Raw genomic sequence first — 19,979 nt, forward strand, 5'->3', positions numbered from 1 at the left:
GTTCTCCAGGCTCACGGAAAGGGCTTAGTGCTTGCGCAGGAACGCGAGCAGTTGCTGGTTGACCTGTTCGGCCGCCTCCATTTGCACCATATGGCCAGCCTCGGGCAGCACCAGCACTTCAGCCTCCAGCCCTTCGGCATGGCTGGCCGGGATGATCGCGTCCTTGCCGCCCCACACCACCAGGGCCGGGTGTTGTCCCAGCACCCCGCGCAGGTCGTGGCGCTGCCGGTCGCCGTCGGCGATGGCCGATGCCAACAGGCGCAACGCGTCGTCCACGCCTTCCAGTCGCTTGAACTTGAGCATGTCCTCCAGCATCTGCCGCGTTACCAGTGCGGGGTCGGCAAACAGCTGTACCATCTGCGGTTTGAGGGCATTGCGGTTGGCGGCAGCGACGAAGCCTTGCAGGTACTGTCCGTTGATCTCCTCGCCCAGCCCGGCACTGGCCACCAGGCTCAGGCTGGCCACCCGTTGCGGCGCCAGGCGCGCCACATTCAGGCTGACCGCGCCGCCCATGGAGTGGCCGGCCAGGTGGGCCTTGGCGATGTCCAGGTGGTCGAGCAGGGCCAGTACGGTTTCGCTCAACTCTTCCAGGTCGCCCCGTTGCAGGGCCTTGGCCGACTCGCCATGGCCCGGCAGGTCGAGGGCGATTACCCGTCGCTCGGCAGCCAGCGCCGGGTGGTTGAACAGCCAGTTGTTGAGGTCGCCACCAAAACCGTGCACCAGCACCAGCGGCGTGCCGCCTTCACCCAGCTCGAACCAGCGCAACTGCCGGCCAGCCACTTCAGCCTTCTGTGGCGCCGGCCCTTGGGCCTGGTCGGCGCCACCCTCGGCGACGAACTCGGCCTGGAAGCGCTGCACCACGGCATCGATTTCAGCCTCTTCGGCTTCGCCTTCCACTACCACCGCCAGCAGGGCACCGACCGGCAGGGTTTCATCAGGCCTGGCCACCTGGCGGCGCAACACACCGCTGAACGGGGCTTCGACGCTGCTGCTGATCTTGTCGGTCTCGACGTCCAGCACCTCGTCGCCCTTGCTGATTTCGTCACCTTCCTGCTTCAGCCAGGTATCCACCCGGCCCTCGGTCATCGACAGGCCCCACTTGGGCATGGTCAGGGTATGGATCTGGCTCATGCGGCACTCCTTGCGGCTTCGATCACTTTGCGCACCGCAGCCTCGATCTTCGCCGCGTCGGGGATGTACAGGTCTTCCAGGGCATCGGAGAACGGCACGGGAGTATGCGGGGCGGTGACCATTTCGATCGGGCCCTTGAGCGCGCCGAAGGCCTTCTGAGCCACCAGCGCGCTGATGTCGGTGGCCATGGAGCAACGCGGGTTGGCTTCGTCGATCACCACCAGGCGGCCGGTCTTTTCCACGCTTTCCAGGATGCTGTCCTCATCCAGCGGGCTGGTGGTGCGCAGGTCCAGCACCTCGCAGTCGATACCCTGGCGGGCCAGGTTGTTGGCGGCCTCCAGCGCCACATGCACCATGCGGCCATAGGTGACCAGGGTCACGTCGTCGCCATCACGCAGGAAGTTGGCCTCACCGAACGGTACGGTGTACACCTCTTCCGGCACCTCTCCCTGCATGCTGTAGAGCAGCTTGTGCTCGCAGAAGATCACCGGGTCGTTGTCGCGGATCGCCTGTATCAACAGGCCCTTGGCATCGTACGGCGAGGACGGGCAGACCACCTTCAGGCCGGGAATGTGCGTCCACAGCGAGGTGAGCATCTGCGAGTGCTGGGCCGCCGCGCGCAGGCCGGCGCCGTACATGGTGCGCATCACCAGCGGAGTGACCGCCTTGCCGCCGAACATGTAGCGGAACTTGGCGGCCTGGTTGAGGATCTGGTCCAGGCAGCAGCCGGCGAAGTCGACGAACATCAGCTCGCACACCGGGCGCAGGCCCTGGGTGGCAGCACCGACGGCGGCGCCGACGTAGCCGATTTCGGATAGTGGCGCGTCGAGCACGCGCCCCGGGAACTGGTGGTAAAGGCCCTTGGTCACGCCCAGCACGCCACCCCAGGCGTCATCTTCGCCGGGGGCACCGGCACCGCCAGCAACGTCTTCGCCAATGATGAACACCGTGTTGTCGCGGCGCATTTCCTGGGCCAGGGCTTCGTTGATGGCCTGCTGGTAGCTGATCTTTCTTGCCATGGTGATTCTCCTGTTGTTCTTGTAATCCGCGGCTCAGGGGTAGGCGACGTAGACGTCGGTGAGCAGGTCGGCGGGCTGTGGCTTGGGATCGGACTTGGCGCGGCGCACGGCGTCTTCGATCAGGTCCTCGACGCGGGCGTCGATGGCGTCCAGTTGCGCAGCCGTGAGCAGGCCGGCGCGGGTGGTCTTGTTGCGGAACTGCATGAGGCAGTCGCGGGATTCGCGCAGGTTCTTCACTTCGTCCGGGGCGCGGTAGGTTTGTGCATCGCCTTCGAAATGGCCGTAGTAGCGGCTGAGCTTGACCTCGATCAGCGACGGGCCTTGCCCGGAACGTGCACGTTCGATGGCAGCGCCGGCGGCTTCGTACACGGCAAAGAAGTCGAAACCGTCGATGGTGACACCGGGCATGCCGAACCCGGCCGCGCGGTCGGCGATATGGTCGCAGGCAACCGACCAGGTCGAGGCGGTGGCTTCGGCGTAGCCGTTGTTCTCGGCCACGAAGATGCACGGCAGGTTCATGATCGAGGCCATGTTCATGGCTTCGAACACGGCGCCTTCGTTGGAAGCGCCATCGCCGAAGAAGGCCACCGATACATCGTCGCGGCCTTTGATCTTGGCCGCCAGCGCCGCCCCGGCCACCAGCGGAGCGCCTGCACCGACGATGCCGTTGGCGCCGAGCATGCCTTTTTCCAGGTCGGCGATGTGCATCGAACCGCCTTTGCCGCCGCACACGCCGGTCTTCTTGCCGTAGATCTCGGCCATCATGCCGTACACGTCCACACCCTTGGCGATGCAGTGGCCGTGGCCGCGGTGGGTCGAGGCGATACAGTCGCTATCGCGCAGGTGGGCCATGACTCCAGCGGCGGAAGCTTCTTCGCCGGCATACAGGTGCACGAAGCCAGGGATCTCGCCGGTGGCGAACTCGACGTGCAGGCGTTCTTCGAAGGCGCGGATGGTGCGCATCACTTCATAGGCATGCAGCAGTTGTTCGGTACTGAGTTGATTGGACATCTTGTTGTTCTCCGGGGTTGTCTCAACACGGGTTTGCAGGGTGCAGCCGATGGCCACGGGGCACGGCCATCAAGTGATGGCGGGCGGCGTGCGCCAGTACGGCCTCGACGTCCACGCTCAATGGGCCTTGGTGGTCGAGGGTGATGGTGGGGCTGTCATGCTCGGCGAATTCGATTTCGCGCTCGCCGTCCAGCGCCAGGGTGCCGCTGGCCAGGCTCAGGCGATGGGCTACGCCGGGCGTCAGGGCGCCGCTGGCGGTGATGCCGCAGCCTTGCAGCAGGCCGGGTGCCAGTGGTGCGAGCAGCGCTTGTTCGGCACCGGGGTTCAGGCGTACCCAGGCACCGTGCGGGTCCTGGCGCGAGACCGGGCACCACAGGCCGCACAGGGCCGAGAGGCCGATGGCATGGGGTTCGGCGAAACAGGCGAAGACTTCGCAAAGGTCTTCGCTGCGGCTCAGTGCCCGAGCGCCGATGAAGCGCTGGGGCGATACCGCCACCTCCACCAGTGCCCATTCGGCAAGCTGTTGTTCGGGCACCTTCACCAGCAGGCGCTTGTTGCGGCGCAGGCCGATGCTGGGCGGTACCCGGCCGCTGGCAAGCAGGCCGCCGGCCAGGCCGGCGCTGGTGGCCTCGCGCAGTTCGGGGAAGGCATTGTTGGTGCCGGTGGACAAGGTCAGCAGCGGTACGTCACCGGCCTCGGCAGCAACTGCCTTGTGGGTGCCGTCGCCGCCGAGCACGGCGATCATCGCCACACCGCGTTCGACCATGCGCCGGGTGGCCAGGCGGGTATCGGCAACGGTCTGGGTCAGCGGCAGGTCGAGTATTTCGATGGTCGGCCAGTGCTGGTCACGGGCGACCGGGCCCTGGCTAGCCTTGAGCACGGCGGCTGCAATGCCGGTCATGTCGCTGGGCAGCAGTACCTGGCCGATGCCGGTGGCACCGAAGGCGGCCAGCAGGCGCTGGATCGCCGAAGCCTTGTCGGTGCTCGAATAGAGCCCGGCGTTGGCGGTCAGGCGGCGCAGGTCGCGGCCAGAGGCAGGGTTGGCAATGATCCCGACGGTCGGGGCGGGTAGCGGCATGGCGCACCTCGTTTCTTGTTTGCCAGTGCCGGAGCAAGCGCGGTGCCAGTTTTCCTTGGGTTGGCTGAAATTACCGGGGCAGAGCGGTTTCGTTGCGCTCTGGCCGGAACGTATGGCCGGGCTGGCGAGACGCCGGGTGCCAGCCGAGGTATGGCATGGCCGAGACGCTGAGACGCTGCGTCTCAAGTCGGCCGGTAATCACGCAGTGCTTGTCGGGGCATGCCCGGAAGCGCTTAATGGCCGGACAACGATAAAAACAGCAACGAGAACCGGAGGGCCTGAATGCTTGCCGCGAACTCCCGAGCCCATGTCGACTGCGTCAGCAGGGTGCTGAAGAATGCCGACCGTCTGCCGCAGGCGCCGGTGCCACCGCTGATCCTCGATTCATGGCGCCGTTCCATGGAGCTGTACCGCCTCGACCCCGGATCCCAGCAGGGGCCGCGCATCCTGTCCCAAAGCCTGCTCAACGAATGCCGCGAGCGCGCCGAACTGTTCCTGCGCATCGCCAGCGATGCCGTGGCCCGCCTGCATGAGCGGGTGCGCGGTGCCGACTACTGCGTGCTGCTCACCGACGCCTTGGGGCGCACCATCGATTACCGGGTCGAGTCGGCCATCCGCAACGATTGCCGCAAGGCCGGGCTGTACCTGGGCACCTGCTGGTCGGAGGGCGAGGAGGGCACCTGCGGCGTGGCGGCGGTGTTGACCAGCAAGGCGCCGGTCACGGTGCACAAGCGCGACCACTTCCGCGCTGCGTTCATTGGCCTGACCTGTACGGCGGCACCGGTGTTCGACCCGCTGGGCGAGTTGCTGGGCGTGGTGGATGTCTCGGCCTTGCAGTCGCCGGACGACCGCCGCAGCCAGCACCTGATCCGCCAACTGGTCGAGCAGACTGCCCGCGAGATCGAAAATGCCTTTTTCATGCATAGTGCCCAGGGCCATTGGGTGATGCGTGCCCATGGCACGCCGGGATATGTGGAAAGCCAGCCCGACTACCTGCTGGCCTGGGATGGCGATGGCCGCCTGCAGGCGATCAACAGCCTGGCGCGCCAGCGCCTGGTGGAGCATCTGGGGCGTTTGCCCGAGCACATTGGCGAGCTGTTCGACATGGATCAGTTGCGCCGCGTGAACGCATCGTCCGCTCAACGCCTGCCGGGCCTGGGTGGGCTGTACGGCCGGGTCAGCGCACCCCGCCAGCGCCAGCGTGCGCAGCCGTTGCGCCAGGCCCAGGACGACCGTATCGAGCAGCATCTGCGCCTGGCCACGCGGGTCAAGGACTGCAACCTGGCGGTGCTTGTGCAAGGCGAGACGGGGGCTGGCAAAGAGGTGTTCGCCCGCCAGTTGCATCAGCAAAGCCTGCGTCGCGATGGCCCGTTCGTCACCTTGAACTGTGCGGCCATCCCGGAAAGCCTGATCGAGAGCGAGCTGTTCGGCTATGTGGCCGGGGCCTTCACCGGGGCTTCCAGCAAAGGTATGCAGGGGCTGTTGCAGCAGGCCGATGGCGGCACGCTGTTCCTCGACGAAATCGGTGACATGCCGCTGAACCTGCAAACCCGGTTGCTGCGCGTGCTGGCGGAGGGTGAAGTGGCGCCGCTGGGCGCGGCGCGGCGGGAGCGGGTGGATATTCAGGTGATTTGCGCGACCCACCGCGATTTGGCGGCGATGGTGGAGGATGGGCGTTTTCGTGAGGATCTTTACTTCCGCCTGGCCAATGCCCGCTTCGAATTGCCGCCGCTGCGCGAGCGTGAGGACCGCTTGGGGTTGATTCACCAGTTGCTGGTCGAGGAGGCCGAGGCCTGCGGGGTCGAGGTGATGTTGGCGGATGATGCGCTGCAGGCGCTGCTGGTCTATCGCTGGCCGGGGAACTTGCGCCAGCTGCGGCAGGTGTTGCGCTATGCCTGTGCGGTGAGTGAGGGCGGGCAGGTGCAGATGCAGGACCTGCCGCAGGAGGTGCGCGGCGAGGTAGTCGCGTCGGCTGAAAGCAGCATGTCCTGTCCGGCCCGGCAGTTGCTGCTGGATGCGCTGATCCGCCATCGCTGGAAGCCGGCCGATGCGGCGCGGGCTCTGGGGATATCGCGGGCGACCTTGTACCGGCGGGTGCATGAGCATCACATCGAGATGCCGCGGATGAAGGGCTGAGTCACGCGGACCTGTAGGAGCAGCCTTGTGCTGCGAAAGGGCCGGCATGAGCAACAAATTTGTTTGGGAAGTAATGCCCTCTTCGCAGCACAAGGCTGCTCCTACAGGGCTTCTGCCAAACCAGTGATCCATAAAAAACCCCGGAACAAGTCCGGGGTTTTCAGTACATCACACTACGCGATCACTCCTGGCTAGCCAGTTTGTGCTCGAGGTAGTGAATGTTGACGCCGCCTTTGCAGAAACCTTCATCACGCACCAGGTCGCGGTGCAGCGGGATGTTGGTCTTGATGCCGTCGACGACGATCTCGTCCAGGGCATTGCGCATGCGCGCCATGGCTTCGTCGCGGTCCTTGCCGTAGGTGATCAGCTTGCCGATCAGCGAGTCGTAGTTCGGCGGAACCGAGTAACCGCTGTACAGGTGCGAATCAACACGCACGCCGTTGCCGCCCGGGGCGTGGAAGTGCTTCACCTTGCCTGGGCTCGGGATGAACTTCTTCGGGTCTTCGGCGTTGATACGGCATTCCAGCGCATGGCCACGGATGACCACATCTTCCTGGCGGAACGACAGCTTGTTGCCAGCGGCGATGCTCAGCATCTCCTTGACGATGTCGATACCAGTCACCATCTCCGACACCGGGTGCTCAACCTGCACGCGGGTGTTCATCTCGATGAAGTAGAAGCGGCCGTTCTCGTACAGGAACTCGAAAGTACCCGCACCACGGTAGCCGATCTCGATGCACGCATCGACGCAGCGCTTGAACACTTCCTGACGGGCTTTCTCGTCGATGCCCGGGGCTGGCGCTTCTTCCAGTACCTTCTGGTGACGGCGCTGCAGCGAGCAGTCACGGTCACCCAGGTGAATGGCGTTGCCTTGGCCGTCGGACAGTACCTGTACTTCCACGTGGCGTGGGTTGGTCAGGAACTTCTCCAGATAGACCATCGGGTTGCCGAAGGCTGCACCGGCTTCAGTACGGGTGAGCTTGGCCGAGGCAATCAGGTCCTCTTCCTTGTGCACCACGCGCATGCCGCGACCACCACCGCCACCGGCGGCCTTGATGATCACCGGGTAGCCGACGTCACGAGCAATCGCCAGGGCGACTTCTTCATCTTCCGGCAGCGGGCCATCGGAGCCCGGTACGGTCGGTACGCCCGACTTGATCATCGCGTCCTTGGCCGAAACCTTGTCGCCCATCAGGCGAATGGTGTCGGCTTTCGGGCCGATGAAGGCGAAACCGGATTTTTCCACCTGCTCGGCGAAGTCGGCGTTTTCCGCCAGGAAGCCGTAGCCCGGGTGAATCGCGGTGGCGCCGGTCACTTCGGCGGCAGCGATGATTGCCGGGATATGCAGGTAGGAATCCTTGGACGATGCAGGGCCGATGCAGACCGACTCGTCTGCCAGGCCCAGGTGCATCAGTTCACGGTCGGCGGTGGAGTGCACGGCGACTGTCTTGATACCCAGCTCTTTGCAGGCACGCAGGATCCGCAGGGCAATTTCCCCGCGGTTGGCGATCAGGACTTTTTCGAGCTTCCCAGACATCGTTGGCTCTCCGCGATTCAAACGATGGTGAACAGCGGCTGGTCGAACTCAACCGGCTGGCCGTCTTCTACCAGGATGGCGTCGATGACACCGCCGACATCGGCTTCGATGTGGTTCATCATCTTCATGGCTTCGACGATGCACAGGGTGTCGCCTTTCTTCACGGTCTGGCCAACTTCAGCGAAGTTCGGCGAGGTCGGCGAAGGCTTGCGGTAGAAGGTACCTACCATCGGCGAGCGGATCACGGTGCCTTTCAGGGCCGGGGCGGCGGCAGCGGCTTCAGTGGCCGGAGCGGCAGCGGCGACCGGGGCAGCAACAGGAGCGGCGGCTACCGGAGCCGGTGCGAAGTACTGCTGGGCAGCCGGGGTCTTGCTGTGACGGCTGATACGGACCGACTCTTCGCCTTCCTTGATCTCCAGTTCGTCGATGCCAGACTCTTCCAGCAGCTCGATCAGTTTCTTGACTTTACGGATATCCATTAATCATCAACTCCCAAAGGTTCGGTCAGGGGGCGAAATACAAAAAAACGTATCTGAAACGTTTCTCTCGAACCCTGGCCCACTGAGGCCAGGGTTTTCATCATTTGGGCTGTGCGTTGGCAGCCAGTTGTTCCAGCGCGGACTCCAGGGCCAGGCGATAACCGCTGGCGCCCAGGCCGCAGATCACCCCTACGGCAACATCGGAAAAGTAGGAGTGGTGGCGGAACGGTTCGCGTTTGTGCACGTTGGACAGGTGCACTTCGATGAATGGGATGCTCACCGCAAGCAATGCGTCACGTAATGCGACGCTTGTGTGGGTGAAAGCAGCCGGATTGATCAGGATGAAGTCCACACCCTCGTTGCGTGCGGCGTGAATGCGGTCGATCAGTTCGTATTCGGCGTTGCTCTGCAGGTACTGCAGATGGTGGCCTGCGGCGCGGGCACGTTGCTCCAGGTCCTGGTTGATCTGGGCCAGGGTCACGGCGCCGTAGTGGCCAGGCTCGCGGGTACCGAGCAGGTTGAGGTTGGGGCCGTGGAGCACCAGTAGCGTTGCCATCTGCGGATTCCTTGGATTTGTAGGGCAATTCGACACAGCGCGGCGAGTGTGCCGTAAAGCGACGGCAAGTGTCCAGTTCCCGGCAATAGCCAGCACGATGTCCGAGGTTCGCGCGAAGTATGTGACCAAATAATTAAATTTGGTCACTGATTTCTGGATTTTTCACAGCTCGCGGGAAGTTATAGACCGACTTTGCCGCGCACGCGTGTGAGAATTTGCGCAAATTCACCGGCATTTATCTCGCCAATGACCCGATCAGCGGTTATTTCGCTACCGTTCGCGGCAAAGAACAGCAGGGCGGGCGGGCCGAACAGCTGGTAGCGATCGAGCAGGCTGCGTTGTTCGGCATTGCTTTCGGTGATGTCAAAACGCAGCAGCTTGAAGCCGGCCAGTTGCGCTTGCACCTGCGGAGCGGTGAGCACCTCGCGTTCGATCACTTTGCAGCTGATGCACCAATCGGCGTACCAGTCCAAGAGCACCGGCTGGCCGGCTGCCTTGGCCTGGGCCAGGGCAGCGTCCAGTGCGGCGGGGGTGGTGATGGTCTGCCAGCTATCCGCCTGCACCGCCGGCCCGTTGCCGGTGGCCACAAGGGTTGCCGGCGGCAGAGGGCGCAGGGGGTCGCCCTGGCCGCTGAGGGCGCCGTACCAGCAGGCCAGGGCGTACACCAGCAGGGCCAGGCCGAGCAGTTGGGCCAGGCGCTGGCGTGCGGTCTTGACGACGAACTCTAGGGCACCGAGGAACAGCGCCACGCCAGCGGCGAGGAAACCGACCAGCAGCAAGGTCAGCGGGCCTGGCAGCACTCGGCTGAGCAAGCCGATGGCCAAGCCCAGCAGCAGGACGCCGATGGCATTCTTCACCGTGTTCAGCCAGGGGCCGCTTTTCGGCAGCCAGGCCGCGCCACCGGTGGCCACCAGCAGCAATGGTGCGCCCATGCCCAGGCCCAGGGCGAACAGTTTGAATGCACCGCCCAGGGCATCGCCGCTGGCGCTGATGTACAGCAACGCACCGGCCAGCGGCGCCGACACACAGGGCGAAACCAGCAGGCTGGAGAGTACGCCCAGTATTGCCGCGCCCAGCAGCGAGCCGCCCCGGGTGTGGCTGGCCACATTGTTCAGGCGGTTGCTCAGGGCTTGCGGCAGTTTCAGTTCGAACAGGCCGAACATGGCCAGGGCGAACACCACGAAGAACAGCGCGAAGGGCACCAGTACCCAGGCCGACTGCAGGCGCGCCTGCAGGTTCAGGCCGGCGCCGAACAACCCCATCAACGCACCGAGTACCGCGAAGCTGGCCGCCATCGGCAGCACATAGGCCAGCGACAACGCCAAACCGCGCAGGCCGCCAGCCTGGCCGCGCAGCACCACGCCGGAAAGGATCGGCAGCATCGGCAGCACGCAGGGGGTGAACGTCAGGCCGACCCCGGCGAGGAAGAACAGCAGCAGCGACTTCCAGGTCCAGGCGTGTTCACCGCTGGCCGGGGTGCTTGCGCCGCCTTCGCCATCGATGCTCAGGCGTGCGGTTTCTGGCGGGTAGCACAGGCCTTTGTCGGCGCAGCCCTGGTAGCCCACCAGCAGGGTGAAGGCGCGCGGGTCATTGCGCGGGAGCTCGATATCGAGCACGCCGTGGTACACCTCGACATCGCCGAAGAACTCATCGTGCTTGGCCTCGCCCTTGGGGATGCTTGGTGTGCCCAGGGCAATGTCGGCCGGTTCGGTGCGGAACTGGAAACGGTGGCGATAGAGGTAGTAGCCGTCGGTTGCGACGAAGCGCAGCTTGATGGTTTGCGCATCGGCCTGGACCAGGCTGAGCTTGAACGCTTCGTGTACCGGCAGGAAGTCGGCGTTGTTGGCCAGCGAAGCTGCGCCGAGGGTGGCGCTGGGGCGGTTGTCGAGCAGGCCCGTGGCGAAGGCAGGGCTGGCCAGCAGCAGGAACAGCAGGAAAAACAGGCGGCGCATGGCGGACTCGCGAGGTGGAACGTGCTGGGCATGATAGCGGAGTTGGTGCGGGTTGGGGCCATGCTGGTGGCGGGGGCGACACATGGCCGCTGGCTCATGTGCTGCCTGTGTCGGCCTCTTCGCGGGTAAACCCGCTCCCACCTCGTCCGCATAGGCTATCCCTGTGGGAGCGGGTTTACCCGCGAAGAGGCCAGCACAGGCCAACCTAGACTCTGAAGGCCCGCACCGCCCGGTTCAGTTCACCCCCCAAACTCAGCAACTGCTCGCCTTGCTCACGCCCCTCGCCAATGCGCTGCAGGTTGTCCTCACCCAGCTCATGAATTCGCTCGCTGTGGTCGCGAATCTCACTCACGGCACCACTCTGCTGCGCCGTGACATCGGCAATCCGCACCGCAGTGTCCGAAATGGTGCGAATGGCACAGACGATCTCGTCCAGCGCCCCGTCCGCCGCCTGGGCCTGGTTGGCCGTGGCCTCGGCATGCTCAAGCTGCGCACGCATCCCGGCTACCGAGCTTCTGGCTGCCTGCTGCAAGCGGTCGATCAGTGCCTGAATCTCGCCGGTCGCCCCGGTGGTGCGCTGTGCCAGCGAACGCACCTCATCGGCCACCACGGCAAAACCACGGCCCATCTCACCGGCGCGGGCCGCTTCGATCGCGGCATTCAGCGCCAGCAGGTTGGTCTGCTCGGCAATCGAGCGGATCACCGTCAGGACGCCGCCGATGGTGGCCGACTCCTCCGCCAGTTGCTCGATCATGCGGGCGTTGCCCTGCACCTCGTCGACCAACTCACGCAAGCCCGACAGGCTCTGGCCGATCACCGCCTGGCCCTGCTCCACTGCACGCCCGGCATCGCGGCTGGCGTCGGCTGCGGCGCTGGCGTCGCCGGCCACTTGCTGGATGGTCGCTTCCAGTTCACCCAAAGCATCACGGATCTGCCCGGTGTCGCCGGCCTGGCGTTCGGCGCCGTCATGAAGGGCGGCGCTCATGCCGGCCAGGGCGTGGCTGCTGCCAGCCACCTGCTCGGCGTTGTGGCGGATGGTGCCGACCAGCTCTACCAGATACTGGCGCAGGCGGTTGAGCGATTCCTGGATGTCGCGCAGTTCGCGGTTGGTCCTGCCCAGGGCGATGGCCTCGGCGAAGTCACCCTCGGCCCAGCGCGACAGGGCCGGGGCCAGGCCGGTCAGGGTGCGCGCCAGGCGACGTTGCAAGGTGTCGATCAGCAGGGCGATAAGCAGGATCAGGCCGATCATAAGGCCCTGGATGATTCGCACTTCAGCGGCAATTTTCGCATGCTGGGCGCGTACCTCGGGCTCCAGCGCCGCGATGGCCTGTTGCACGGCCTCCAGGCGCTGGCCGGTGCTGGCGGCCAGGGCGACGCGGCGCTCGATCTGTTCGCGGGTGCGCTGCAGCTCGGCCGGGTAGCGGCCGAGCAGGCTCTGCAGTTCGCGCTTGAGGCCGACGGCAATGTCTTCCTGCTGGGCGCTGGCCTGGGTTTCCAGGCCCATCATCGCGGCGAAGTCGTCGGCACCGGACTCGGCGCTACGGGTTACGCCGAGCAAGGGCAAGGCATCGATCGCCTGGGCCTGGGCACGGATCAGCTGCAGCTCGCGCTCCACTTCGTCAGCCAGCTCCGGGCGGCCGCTGCTGACCAGCTTGTCCCGGGCCAGCGACAGACGACCGAGGTGCACGGTGGCGTCAAGCAGTGGCACCAGGTAGCGGTTTGCGTCGGCGCTGCCGCTGTCGCGGGCGTAGCCGGCCAGCTGTTCGAAGTTGGCACCCAGTTCCCGCTCGGCTTGCAGCAGCAGGGCCTGCGGGTCACCAGCCAGCTTGCCGGCGGCCAGTAGCTCCTCGGCGGTAAAGGCCTGCAGGCTGTCCAGGCTGGGGCGCAGTTTGTCGGCCAGTTCGCTGGGCCACTCGGCCAGCGCGGCCTGCAACTGCTGGTTGGCCTCCATCGCCGCGGCATGGCGCAGGGCATCGCCGCTGCCCAGGTACGCCTGGATGTTGCGGGCCGCCTGGTTCTGGAACTGCTGGGACAGGCCCAGGTAGCGCTCCATCAACTGGTAGGGGCGCTCAAGGGCCCGCTGCGACCACCAAAGGGTGGCGCCCAGAGCGATACACACGGTTACCAGCAACAGGGTGTTGAAATTGGTCAGCCACTTCAGGCGCATAGCCGCGAGCTTCCTGCGGGGAGGGGAGAGGTCGGTGGCTGAAGTTATTGCGATTTTGTGACGGGGTGATGACGACAGGGGGGTGGCGCCATAAAAAAAGTGGCACAGTGCCTCTATTGGTGGCCGTCTGCACTGGCCTCTTCGCAGCACAAGGCTGCTCCTACAGAGCGTGCGATACCTGTAGGAGCAGCCTTGTGCTGCGAAGAGGCCAGTGCAGGCTATAAGAAACTCAAGGCTCCACACGGACTACGCAATTACGCCCGGCATGCTTGGCCCGATACAGCGCCTCGTCCGCCGCACTGGCCATGGTCAGCGCATCCAGCCCCTCATCCAACTGCACCACCCCTGCACTGAAGGTGCACTGCAAGTCCCGTGGCTGCGCCGGGTAGAGGATCTCGGCAAAGCGCCGGCGGATTTCGTCCAGCACCTTGTGCGCCGCGTCCAGCGCGGTATTGGGCATCACAATGGCGAACTCTTCACCGCCGTAACGGCCAATGAAATCGGTCTTGCGCAAGCGCTGCTTGAGAAACAGCGCCAGGCTCTTGATCACCCGGTCGCCCATGGGGTGACCGTGGCGGTCGTTGATCTTCTTGAAATGGTCGATGTCGAGCATGGCAAAGCACAACGGCAGCTGCTCGCGACGGGCGCGGAAGCTGCAGTCTTCCAGCAATTGCAGGATGTGGGTGTGGTTGTACAACCCGGTCAGGCTGTCGCGCACCATGCGCGCCTTCAGGTGCCGGGCGCGGGCGGCGCGGTTGCGCACGGTGGTGATCAGGTGGCGAGAGCGAAACGGTTTGGTCAGGAAGTCATCACCGCCTTCGCTCATGGCATCCAGCTGCTTGTCCAGGTCGTCCTCGGCAGACAGATAGATGATCGGCACACTAACATAACGGTCGCTGTGGCGGATCACCTTGGCCAGTTCGGGGCCGGTGCAGGCCGGCATGTACAGGTCGAGGATGATCAGGTCGGGCTGGAAGTCAGCCAGTTCGGCCATGGTGCGGATCGGGTCGGTCAGGCTGCGGGTGATCATGCCGGCGCTGGCCAGCACGCGCTCGGTGTACAGCGCCTGGGTGCGTGAGTCGTCGATGACCAGTACGCGCAACGGGTCGTGCTGTGTTGCATTGGTCAGCAGTTCGACCTTTTCCAACAGGCTGGAGGCTTCCAGGGTGCCGGTGAGGAAGTCCTGGCCACCGGCGCGCACGGCGGCCAGGCGGGTCGGGGTGTCGGTTTCGTGATGGCTGAAGAACAGCAGTGGTATATGTCGGGCCAGCCCCTGCTGCATCTGGGCAGCCAACAGCAGGCCTTGGCCGGCACCGTTGAAGTCGACATCCATGATGATGGCCGAGGGCGGGTATTCGCTGATCGAGGCCTGAAACGCCGCAGCGCTGGCAAGCGCCTGCACCACCAGGCCAAAGAACTCCAGTTGCTGGGCCAGGCGCTGGGCGCGCTCGTGGTCCTGCAGCAGGATGTACACCGGCTTGCGCAGGGGCGGCAGCAGCACCTGATCGAGCGGGTCGTCCTTGCGCAGGCCGCTACGCGTCAGCTGTTGGGCGGGGCACAGCGGGCTCGGCTCGGCTGCTTGGCTCATGTCCTGGCTACTTGTAGGTTGGGGTGTGCAGGGGCAATGATGGCTCTATGCTAGCAGTTCTTTTCAGGTGCGTGAGTGCCCTGCGTCAACAAAGCGGCCAGAACGAATATTCAGTTGCTGACCGATTGGTCGCTTATGCGTAAGGCGGTGTCTGCTTTATAGTGCTGCCACGCGGGCTTGCCGTGGCACCCTGGCGTAGGCCTGTGGTCCAAGCCCCTGAACCGTCGTGACTGATTAAGGACAAAGCCATGCTGGACTGGAAAAACCGCGAGGCCAAAGCCGAGCCCCGCGAGCGTGTCGACGGCCGTGGCGCCGCCGCCCGTAGCTATCTTGGCGGCCTCTGGAGCCGTGCCCTGGGGACCCTGATCGGGTTGTACCTGCTGGTGTGCATCGGCCTGGGCTGGTACTGGAGCCAGGAGCCGGAGCTGTTCCCGGTGCAGCAGAACGCCCAGGCCGCAGCCGAGCGTACCGGCCAGCAGATGGTGGTGGGCTACACCACTATCGAAACCCTCAAGACTGTGGCCGGCACTTTGCTGAACAAGCCGGGTGGCTACATTTCCAACGACCGCTTCCCGCCCGGGCTGTGGATGGACAACATGCCGAGCTGGGAATATGGCGTGCTGGTCCAGGTGCGCGACCTGTCCCGTGCCTTGCGCAAGGACTTCGCCCGTTCGCAGTCGCAGTCGACCGAAGACGCCGACCTGGCCAAGGCCGAGCCGCGTTTCAACTTCGACAACAAGAGCTGGATCCTGCCGTCGAGCGAGTCGGAGTTCGAAGAGGGCATCAAGTCGCTTACCCGCTACCAGACCCGTCTGGCTGCCGGCGACAAGGGCGCAATCTTCTATACCCGTGCCGACAACCTGAACAACTGGCTGGGTGACGTGGCCACCCGCCTGGGCTCGCTGTCGCAGCGCCTGTCGGCCAGCGTTGGCCGGGTCAAGCTCAACACCACGCTGAAGACCGAGTCGCTGGTCGCCGGCCAGGCGCCGCAGGTGGACGAGGAACTGGTGGAAACCCCATGGCTGCAGATCGACAACGTGTTCTACGAAGCCCGTGGCCAGGCCTGGGCGCTGTCGCACCTGCTGCGCGCCATCGAGGTGGACTTTGCCGACGTGCTGGCGAAGAAGAATGCCACGGTCAGCGTGCGCCAGATCATCCGTGAGCTGGAGGCCTCGCAGGAAGCCCTGTGGAGCCCGATGGTGCTCAACGGCAGCGGCTTCGGCATGTGGGCCAACCACTCACTGGTCATGGCCAACTACATTTCCCGGGCCAACGCGGCGGTCATCGACCTGCGTCAGCTGCTGTCGCAGGGTTGATGATGGCGATCAGCCCGAACGAGGCCGCCCACCGGGCGGCTTCCGACCGAGAACTGGTCACCTGGGTGGACGAAGCCGACCGGGTGCTGGGTGCCTTGCCCCGGGCCGAACTGCGTGAGCGCGGCCTGATAGGGCGTTGCACGTTCATTCTGCTGTTCAACAGTGCCGGTGAGCTGTGCGTGCACCGGCGTACCCTGAGCAAGGCGCTGTACCCGGGTTACTGGGATGTGGCGGCAGGCGGCATGGTGACGGCCGGGGAGGCGTATGCCGATTCGGCGGCGCGGGAGCTGGCCGAGGAGCTGGGGATCGACGGTGTGGAGCTGCGTTTTCATGAGCGGTTCTACTTTGACCAGCCGGATAACCACTTGTGGTGTGCGGTGTTTTCGGCGGTGTCGGATGCGCCATTGCGGTTACAGCCGGAAGAGGTTATCGAGGCGCGGTTCATTGGCCTGGAGCAGGCTGAGCAAGAAAGCCTGACGAAGCCGTATTGCCCGGACTCGTTGGCGGCGTTGCAGCGCTATAAAGCCAGCCTCAAATAGATGCGTGGCCCATGCCGGCCCCTTCGCGGGTAAACCCGCTCCCACAGGGATTTCACAGGTCGTGAAACCTGCGCAGTACCTGTGGGAGCGGGTTTACCCGCGAGGGGGTCGCAAAACATTCGCAAAATGCCGCATTCCGGTACTTAGCAACAGCCGGATTTATCGTTACACTGCGCGCCCTTTTCGGGCTGCCGCAGGTCTTGCGGTGGTAGCGCCGCCCCTGCCAGAGTGGGGCTTCGCGGTCGGGCTCAACCCCCTGGGGCCGACCAGTTTTTGTCCTCAGCACAGAGGAACAAAAGTGGCCAAGAAAGCTTCTTCCTTCGCCGCCCTTGGCGGTCTCGTTTACTCCACCGACACCGGTCGGCACTGCCCTGACTGTAGCCAGCCGGTGGATGCCTGTACCTGCAAGCAGCAGGTCATCCCCGAAGGCGATGGCATTGCCCGTGTGCGCCGCGAAAGCAAGGGCCGCGGCGGCAAGACCGTGACCACCGTCACCGGCGTGCCGCTGCCGCTCGATCAGCTCAAGGAGCTGGCCTCTACCCTCAAGCGCCGCTGTGGTACCGGTGGCGCCCTGAATGATGGGGTCATCGAAATCCAGGGCGACCATGTCGAACTGCTGATCGGTGAGCTGACCAAGCAGGGCTTCAAGGCGAAAAAATCCGGCGGCTGATGCGGCCACGCGATTTTTTGCCCAGTGCTTTCTAAACTCGTTGCCGTGACCAGGGTCTATCCAGGGCACGGACGAATCGTCATTTTTGGCTTTTACACTGCGCCCGCCTCCTTGCGGGGCAGTGTCTTCGACTTATCTATAGGGGACTTGAATGTCCGTACGACGCACACGCAAAGACGATGGTAGCCAATGGACCGTGGCCGACAGCCGCAGTGTTTATGGCATCCGCCATTGGGGCGCTGGTTATTTCGCCATCAATGAAGCCGGGCGCGTCGAAGTACGCCCCAACGGCCCCAAAAGCGCACCGATCGACCTGTTCGAACAGGTCGACGAACTGCGCCAGAGCGGCCTGTCGCTGCCATTGCTGGTGCGCTTCCCCGACATTCTGCAGGACCGCGTGCGCCAGCTGACCGGCGCCTTCGATGCCAACATCGCGCGCCTGGAATACCAGAGCAAGTACACCGCGCTGTACCCGATCAAGGTCAACCAGCAGGAAGCGGTGGTGGAAAACATCATCGCCACGCAGAACGTCTCCATTGGCCTGGAAGCCGGCTCCAAGCCTGAGCTGCTGGCAGTGCTGGCGCTGGCGCCGAAGGGTGGCACCATCGTCTGCAACGGCTACAAGGACCGCGAGTTCATCCGCCTGGCGCTGATGGGCCAGAAGCTCGGCCACAACGTGTTCATCGTCATCGAGAAAGAGTCGGAAGTGGCCCTGGTGATCGACGAGGCCGCCGAGCTCAAGGTCAAGCCGCAAGTCGGCCTGCGCGTGCGCCTGTCGTCGCTGGCCTCGAGCAAGTGGGCCGACACCGGTGGCGAGAAGTCCAAGTTCGGCTTGTCCGCCGCCCAGCTGATTTCGGTGGTACAGCGCTTCCGCGATGCCGGCCTGGACCAAGGTATCCGCCTGCTTCACTTCCACATGGGCTCGCAGATCGCCAACCTGGCGGACTACCAACACGGCTTCAAGGAAGCCATCCGTTACTACGGTGAGCTGCGTGCGCTGGGCCTGCCGGTCGACCATATCGACGTTGGCGGTGGTCTGGGCGTGGACTACGACGGTACCCATTCGCGCAATGCCAGCTCGATCAACTACGACATGGACGACTACGCCGGCGTGGTGGTGGGCATGCTCAAGGAATTCTGCGACGCGCAGGGCCTGCCGCACCCGCACATCTTCTCCGAGAGCGGCCGTTCGCTGACCGCCCACCACGCCATGCTGGTGATCCAGGTGACCGACGTCGAGAAGCACAACGACGACGTGCCGACCATCGAGAACAAGGAAGCCCTGCCCGAGACCGTGCAGTGGCTGGTCGACCTGCTCGGCCCGACCGATATCGAGATGGTGACCGAGACCTACTGGCGCGCCACCCACTACATGGGTGACGTGGCTGCGCAGTATGCCGATGGCAAGATCAGCCTGGCCGAGAAGGCCCTGGCCGAGCAGTGCTACTTTGCCGTGTGCCGCCGCCTGCACAACTCGCTGAAAGCCCGCCAGCGCTCGCACCGCCAGGTGCTGGACGAGCTGAACGACAAGCTGGCCGACAAGTACATCTGCAACTTCTCGGTGTTCCAGAGCCTGCCGGACACCTGGGCCATCGGCCAGGTACTGCCGATCATCCCGCTGCACCGCCTGGACGAAGAGCCGATGCGTCGTGCCGTGCTGCAGGACCTGACCTGCGACTCCGACGGCAAGATCAACCAGTACGTCGACGAGCAGAGCATCGAGACCAGCATGCCGGTGCATGCGGTGAAGGAGGGCGAGGACTACTTGCTGGGTGTGTTCCTGGTTGGTGCCTACCAGGAAATCCTCGGTGACATGCACAACCTGTTCGGTGACACCGACTCGGTGAACATCTACCAGAACGCCGACGGTAGCGTGTACCACGCCGGTATCGAGACCCACGACACCATCGAAGACATGCTGCGCTATGTGCACCTGTCGCCGGAGGAGTTGATGACGCATTACCGTGACAAGGTGGCCAGCGCCAAGATCACTGCGCGGGAGCGGACTCAGTACCTGGATGCGTTGCGCCTTGGGTTGACGCGGTCTTCGTACTTGTCGTCGTGATCCTCGGGGGCCGCTTTGCGGCCCATCGCGACACAAGGCCGCTCCTACAGGGGGCCGCGAAACCACATGAAATTGCGGTTTCGCGGGAAATCGCGGCGCGAGCTGTTGTAGGAGCGGCCTTGTGTCGCGATCTGAGGGCGCAGCCCTCACCGCGTCATACTCGGTAATGATCCACCGGCGATGCATTTCATCGCCACGTCTATCCTGTGAATGCAATGTTCAAAGGAAGTCGACATGGATCGTCACGGCAACCATCGCTTGCGCCAAGGGCGCTTTTCAGAGCCAGGCCGGCTCTACCTGCTAACCACCATCACACGCCATCGCCTCCCGTTATTCGAGAACCTCTGGTTTGCGCGTTCGGCCATTCAGCAATTGCGGCTGAGTGATCGAGAGGGGAGTTGCCGTTCGCTGGCCTGGGTCTTGATGCCGGACCATTTGCATTGGCTGATCGAGCTCGGCCCGACCAGCCTGGGCAAACTCATGTGTGCCTTCAAGTCGCGAAGCAGTTGCGCGCTCTACCGTACAGGTGCCGAGCGACAGCACATCTGGCAACCCGGCTTTTACGACCGGGCGCTGCGCAAGGAGGAGGATGTAAAGGCCGCTGCCCGCTACATCATCGCCAATCCCATTCGGGCTGGCCTGGTGCGGCGGGCTGGTGATTATCCACATTGGGATTGTGTGTGGCTGTGAATCCGCAGGTGATCGCGATACCAGGCCGTCTCCATGTAGGAGCGG

16 protein-coding genes are annotated in these 19,979 nt (G+C 64.4%); 6 read left to right on the top strand and 10 right to left on the bottom strand.

What is annotated here, in order from left to right; all coding sequences use genetic code 11:
* Nucleotides 1–24: 24 nt before the first annotated feature.
* Genes WM94_RS18270 through WM94_RS18285 form a run of 4 tightly spaced genes read right to left on the bottom strand, consistent with a single transcriptional unit; the run spans nt 25 to nt 4,239 of the window.
* Complete coding sequence (locus tag WM94_RS18270) at nt 25–1,131, bottom strand: acetoin dehydrogenase dihydrolipoyllysine-residue acetyltransferase subunit (RefSeq protein WP_061551860.1); 1,107 nt, start codon at nt 1,129–1,131, stop codon at nt 25–27.
* A complete protein-coding gene (locus WM94_RS18275; protein WP_013970705.1) occupies nt 1,128–2,150 on the bottom strand; it encodes an alpha-ketoacid dehydrogenase subunit beta in 1,023 nt (340 codons plus the stop codon). The genes WM94_RS18270 and WM94_RS18275 overlap by 4 nt, the downstream gene beginning before the upstream one ends.
* 33 nt (nt 2,151–2,183) lie before the next feature.
* Nucleotides 2,184–3,161: a thiamine pyrophosphate-dependent dehydrogenase E1 component subunit alpha gene (locus tag WM94_RS18280; protein ID WP_015268810.1), complete on the bottom strand. Its 978-nt coding sequence runs from the start codon at nt 3,159–3,161 to the stop codon at nt 2,184–2,186.
* A gap of 22 nt (nt 3,162–3,183) precedes the next feature.
* Complete coding sequence (locus WM94_RS18285; protein WP_061551861.1) at nt 3,184–4,239, bottom strand: ATP-NAD kinase family protein; 1,056 nt, start codon at nt 4,237–4,239, stop codon at nt 3,184–3,186.
* Between the two features lie 282 nt (nt 4,240–4,521).
* On the opposite strand from WM94_RS18285, the gene WM94_RS18290 reads away from it, so the two are divergent.
* Complete coding sequence (locus WM94_RS18290; protein WP_061551862.1) at nt 4,522–6,375, top strand: sigma-54-dependent Fis family transcriptional regulator; 1,854 nt, start codon at nt 4,522–4,524, stop codon at nt 6,373–6,375.
* Nucleotides 6,376–6,556: 181 nt separating this feature from the next.
* Here the strand turns inward: WM94_RS18290 and accC are convergent, their stop codons facing one another.
* From accC to WM94_RS18320, 6 genes are all read right to left on the bottom strand, one after another.
* A complete protein-coding gene (accC, locus tag WM94_RS18295) occupies nt 6,557–7,912 on the bottom strand; it encodes an acetyl-CoA carboxylase biotin carboxylase subunit (protein WP_046615992.1) in 1,356 nt (451 codons plus the stop codon).
* A 17-nt stretch (nt 7,913–7,929) separates the two neighbouring features.
* A complete protein-coding gene (gene accB / locus WM94_RS18300; RefSeq protein WP_061551863.1) occupies nt 7,930–8,391 on the bottom strand; it encodes an acetyl-CoA carboxylase biotin carboxyl carrier protein in 462 nt (153 codons plus the stop codon).
* A gap of 100 nt (nt 8,392–8,491) precedes the next feature.
* Complete coding sequence (aroQ, locus tag WM94_RS18305) at nt 8,492–8,947, bottom strand: type II 3-dehydroquinate dehydratase (RefSeq protein ID WP_003255330.1); 456 nt, start codon at nt 8,945–8,947, stop codon at nt 8,492–8,494.
* Nucleotides 8,948–9,126: 179 nt separating this feature from the next.
* The gene (locus WM94_RS18310; protein ID WP_061551872.1) at nt 9,127–10,899 is read right to left on the bottom strand and encodes a protein-disulfide reductase DsbD; all 1,773 of its coding nucleotides are present in this window, start codon (nt 10,897–10,899) and stop codon (nt 9,127–9,129) included.
* A 205-nt stretch (nt 10,900–11,104) separates the two neighbouring features.
* Entirely contained in the window at nt 11,105–13,066 is a 1,962-nt protein-coding gene (locus WM94_RS18315) for a methyl-accepting chemotaxis protein (RefSeq protein ID WP_061551864.1), read from the bottom strand.
* 229 nt (nt 13,067–13,295) lie between these two features.
* Entirely contained in the window at nt 13,296–14,654 is a 1,359-nt protein-coding gene (locus tag WM94_RS18320; protein WP_015268816.1) for a diguanylate cyclase, read from the bottom strand.
* A gap of 248 nt (nt 14,655–14,902) precedes the next feature.
* Between WM94_RS18320 and WM94_RS18325 the strand changes: the two genes are divergently transcribed.
* The 5 genes from WM94_RS18325 (at nt 14,903) to WM94_RS18345 (ending at nt 19,934) form a co-directional block, all read left to right on the top strand.
* Nucleotides 14,903–15,970 carry a DUF2333 family protein gene (locus WM94_RS18325; protein ID WP_013970713.1) on the top strand — a complete coding sequence of 356 codons (1,068 nt, stop codon included), beginning with the start codon at nt 14,903–14,905 and terminating at the stop codon, nt 15,968–15,970.
* 2 nt (nt 15,971–15,972) lie between these two features.
* The gene (locus WM94_RS18330; protein WP_061551865.1) at nt 15,973–16,509 is read left to right on the top strand and encodes an NUDIX hydrolase; all 537 of its coding nucleotides are present in this window, start codon (nt 15,973–15,975) and stop codon (nt 16,507–16,509) included.
* Nucleotides 16,510–16,807: 298 nt separating this feature from the next.
* A complete protein-coding gene (locus tag WM94_RS18335; RefSeq protein ID WP_061551866.1) occupies nt 16,808–17,179 on the top strand; it encodes a translation initiation factor Sui1 in 372 nt (123 codons plus the stop codon).
* A gap of 151 nt (nt 17,180–17,330) precedes the next feature.
* Nucleotides 17,331–19,244 carry an arginine decarboxylase gene (speA, locus tag WM94_RS18340; RefSeq protein ID WP_013970716.1) on the top strand — a complete coding sequence of 638 codons (1,914 nt, stop codon included), beginning with the start codon at nt 17,331–17,333 and terminating at the stop codon, nt 19,242–19,244.
* A 234-nt stretch (nt 19,245–19,478) separates the two neighbouring features.
* On the top strand, nt 19,479–19,934 hold the full coding sequence (locus WM94_RS18345; RefSeq protein WP_015268818.1) for a transposase: 456 nt from the start codon (nt 19,479–19,481) through the stop codon (nt 19,932–19,934).
* Nucleotides 19,935–19,979: the final 45 nt, after the last annotated feature.

The sequence above is a fragment of the Pseudomonas sp. ABFPK genome (genome assembly GCF_001586765.1).
GTDB classification, from domain to species: domain Bacteria; phylum Pseudomonadota; class Gammaproteobacteria; order Pseudomonadales; family Pseudomonadaceae; genus Aquipseudomonas; species Aquipseudomonas asiatica.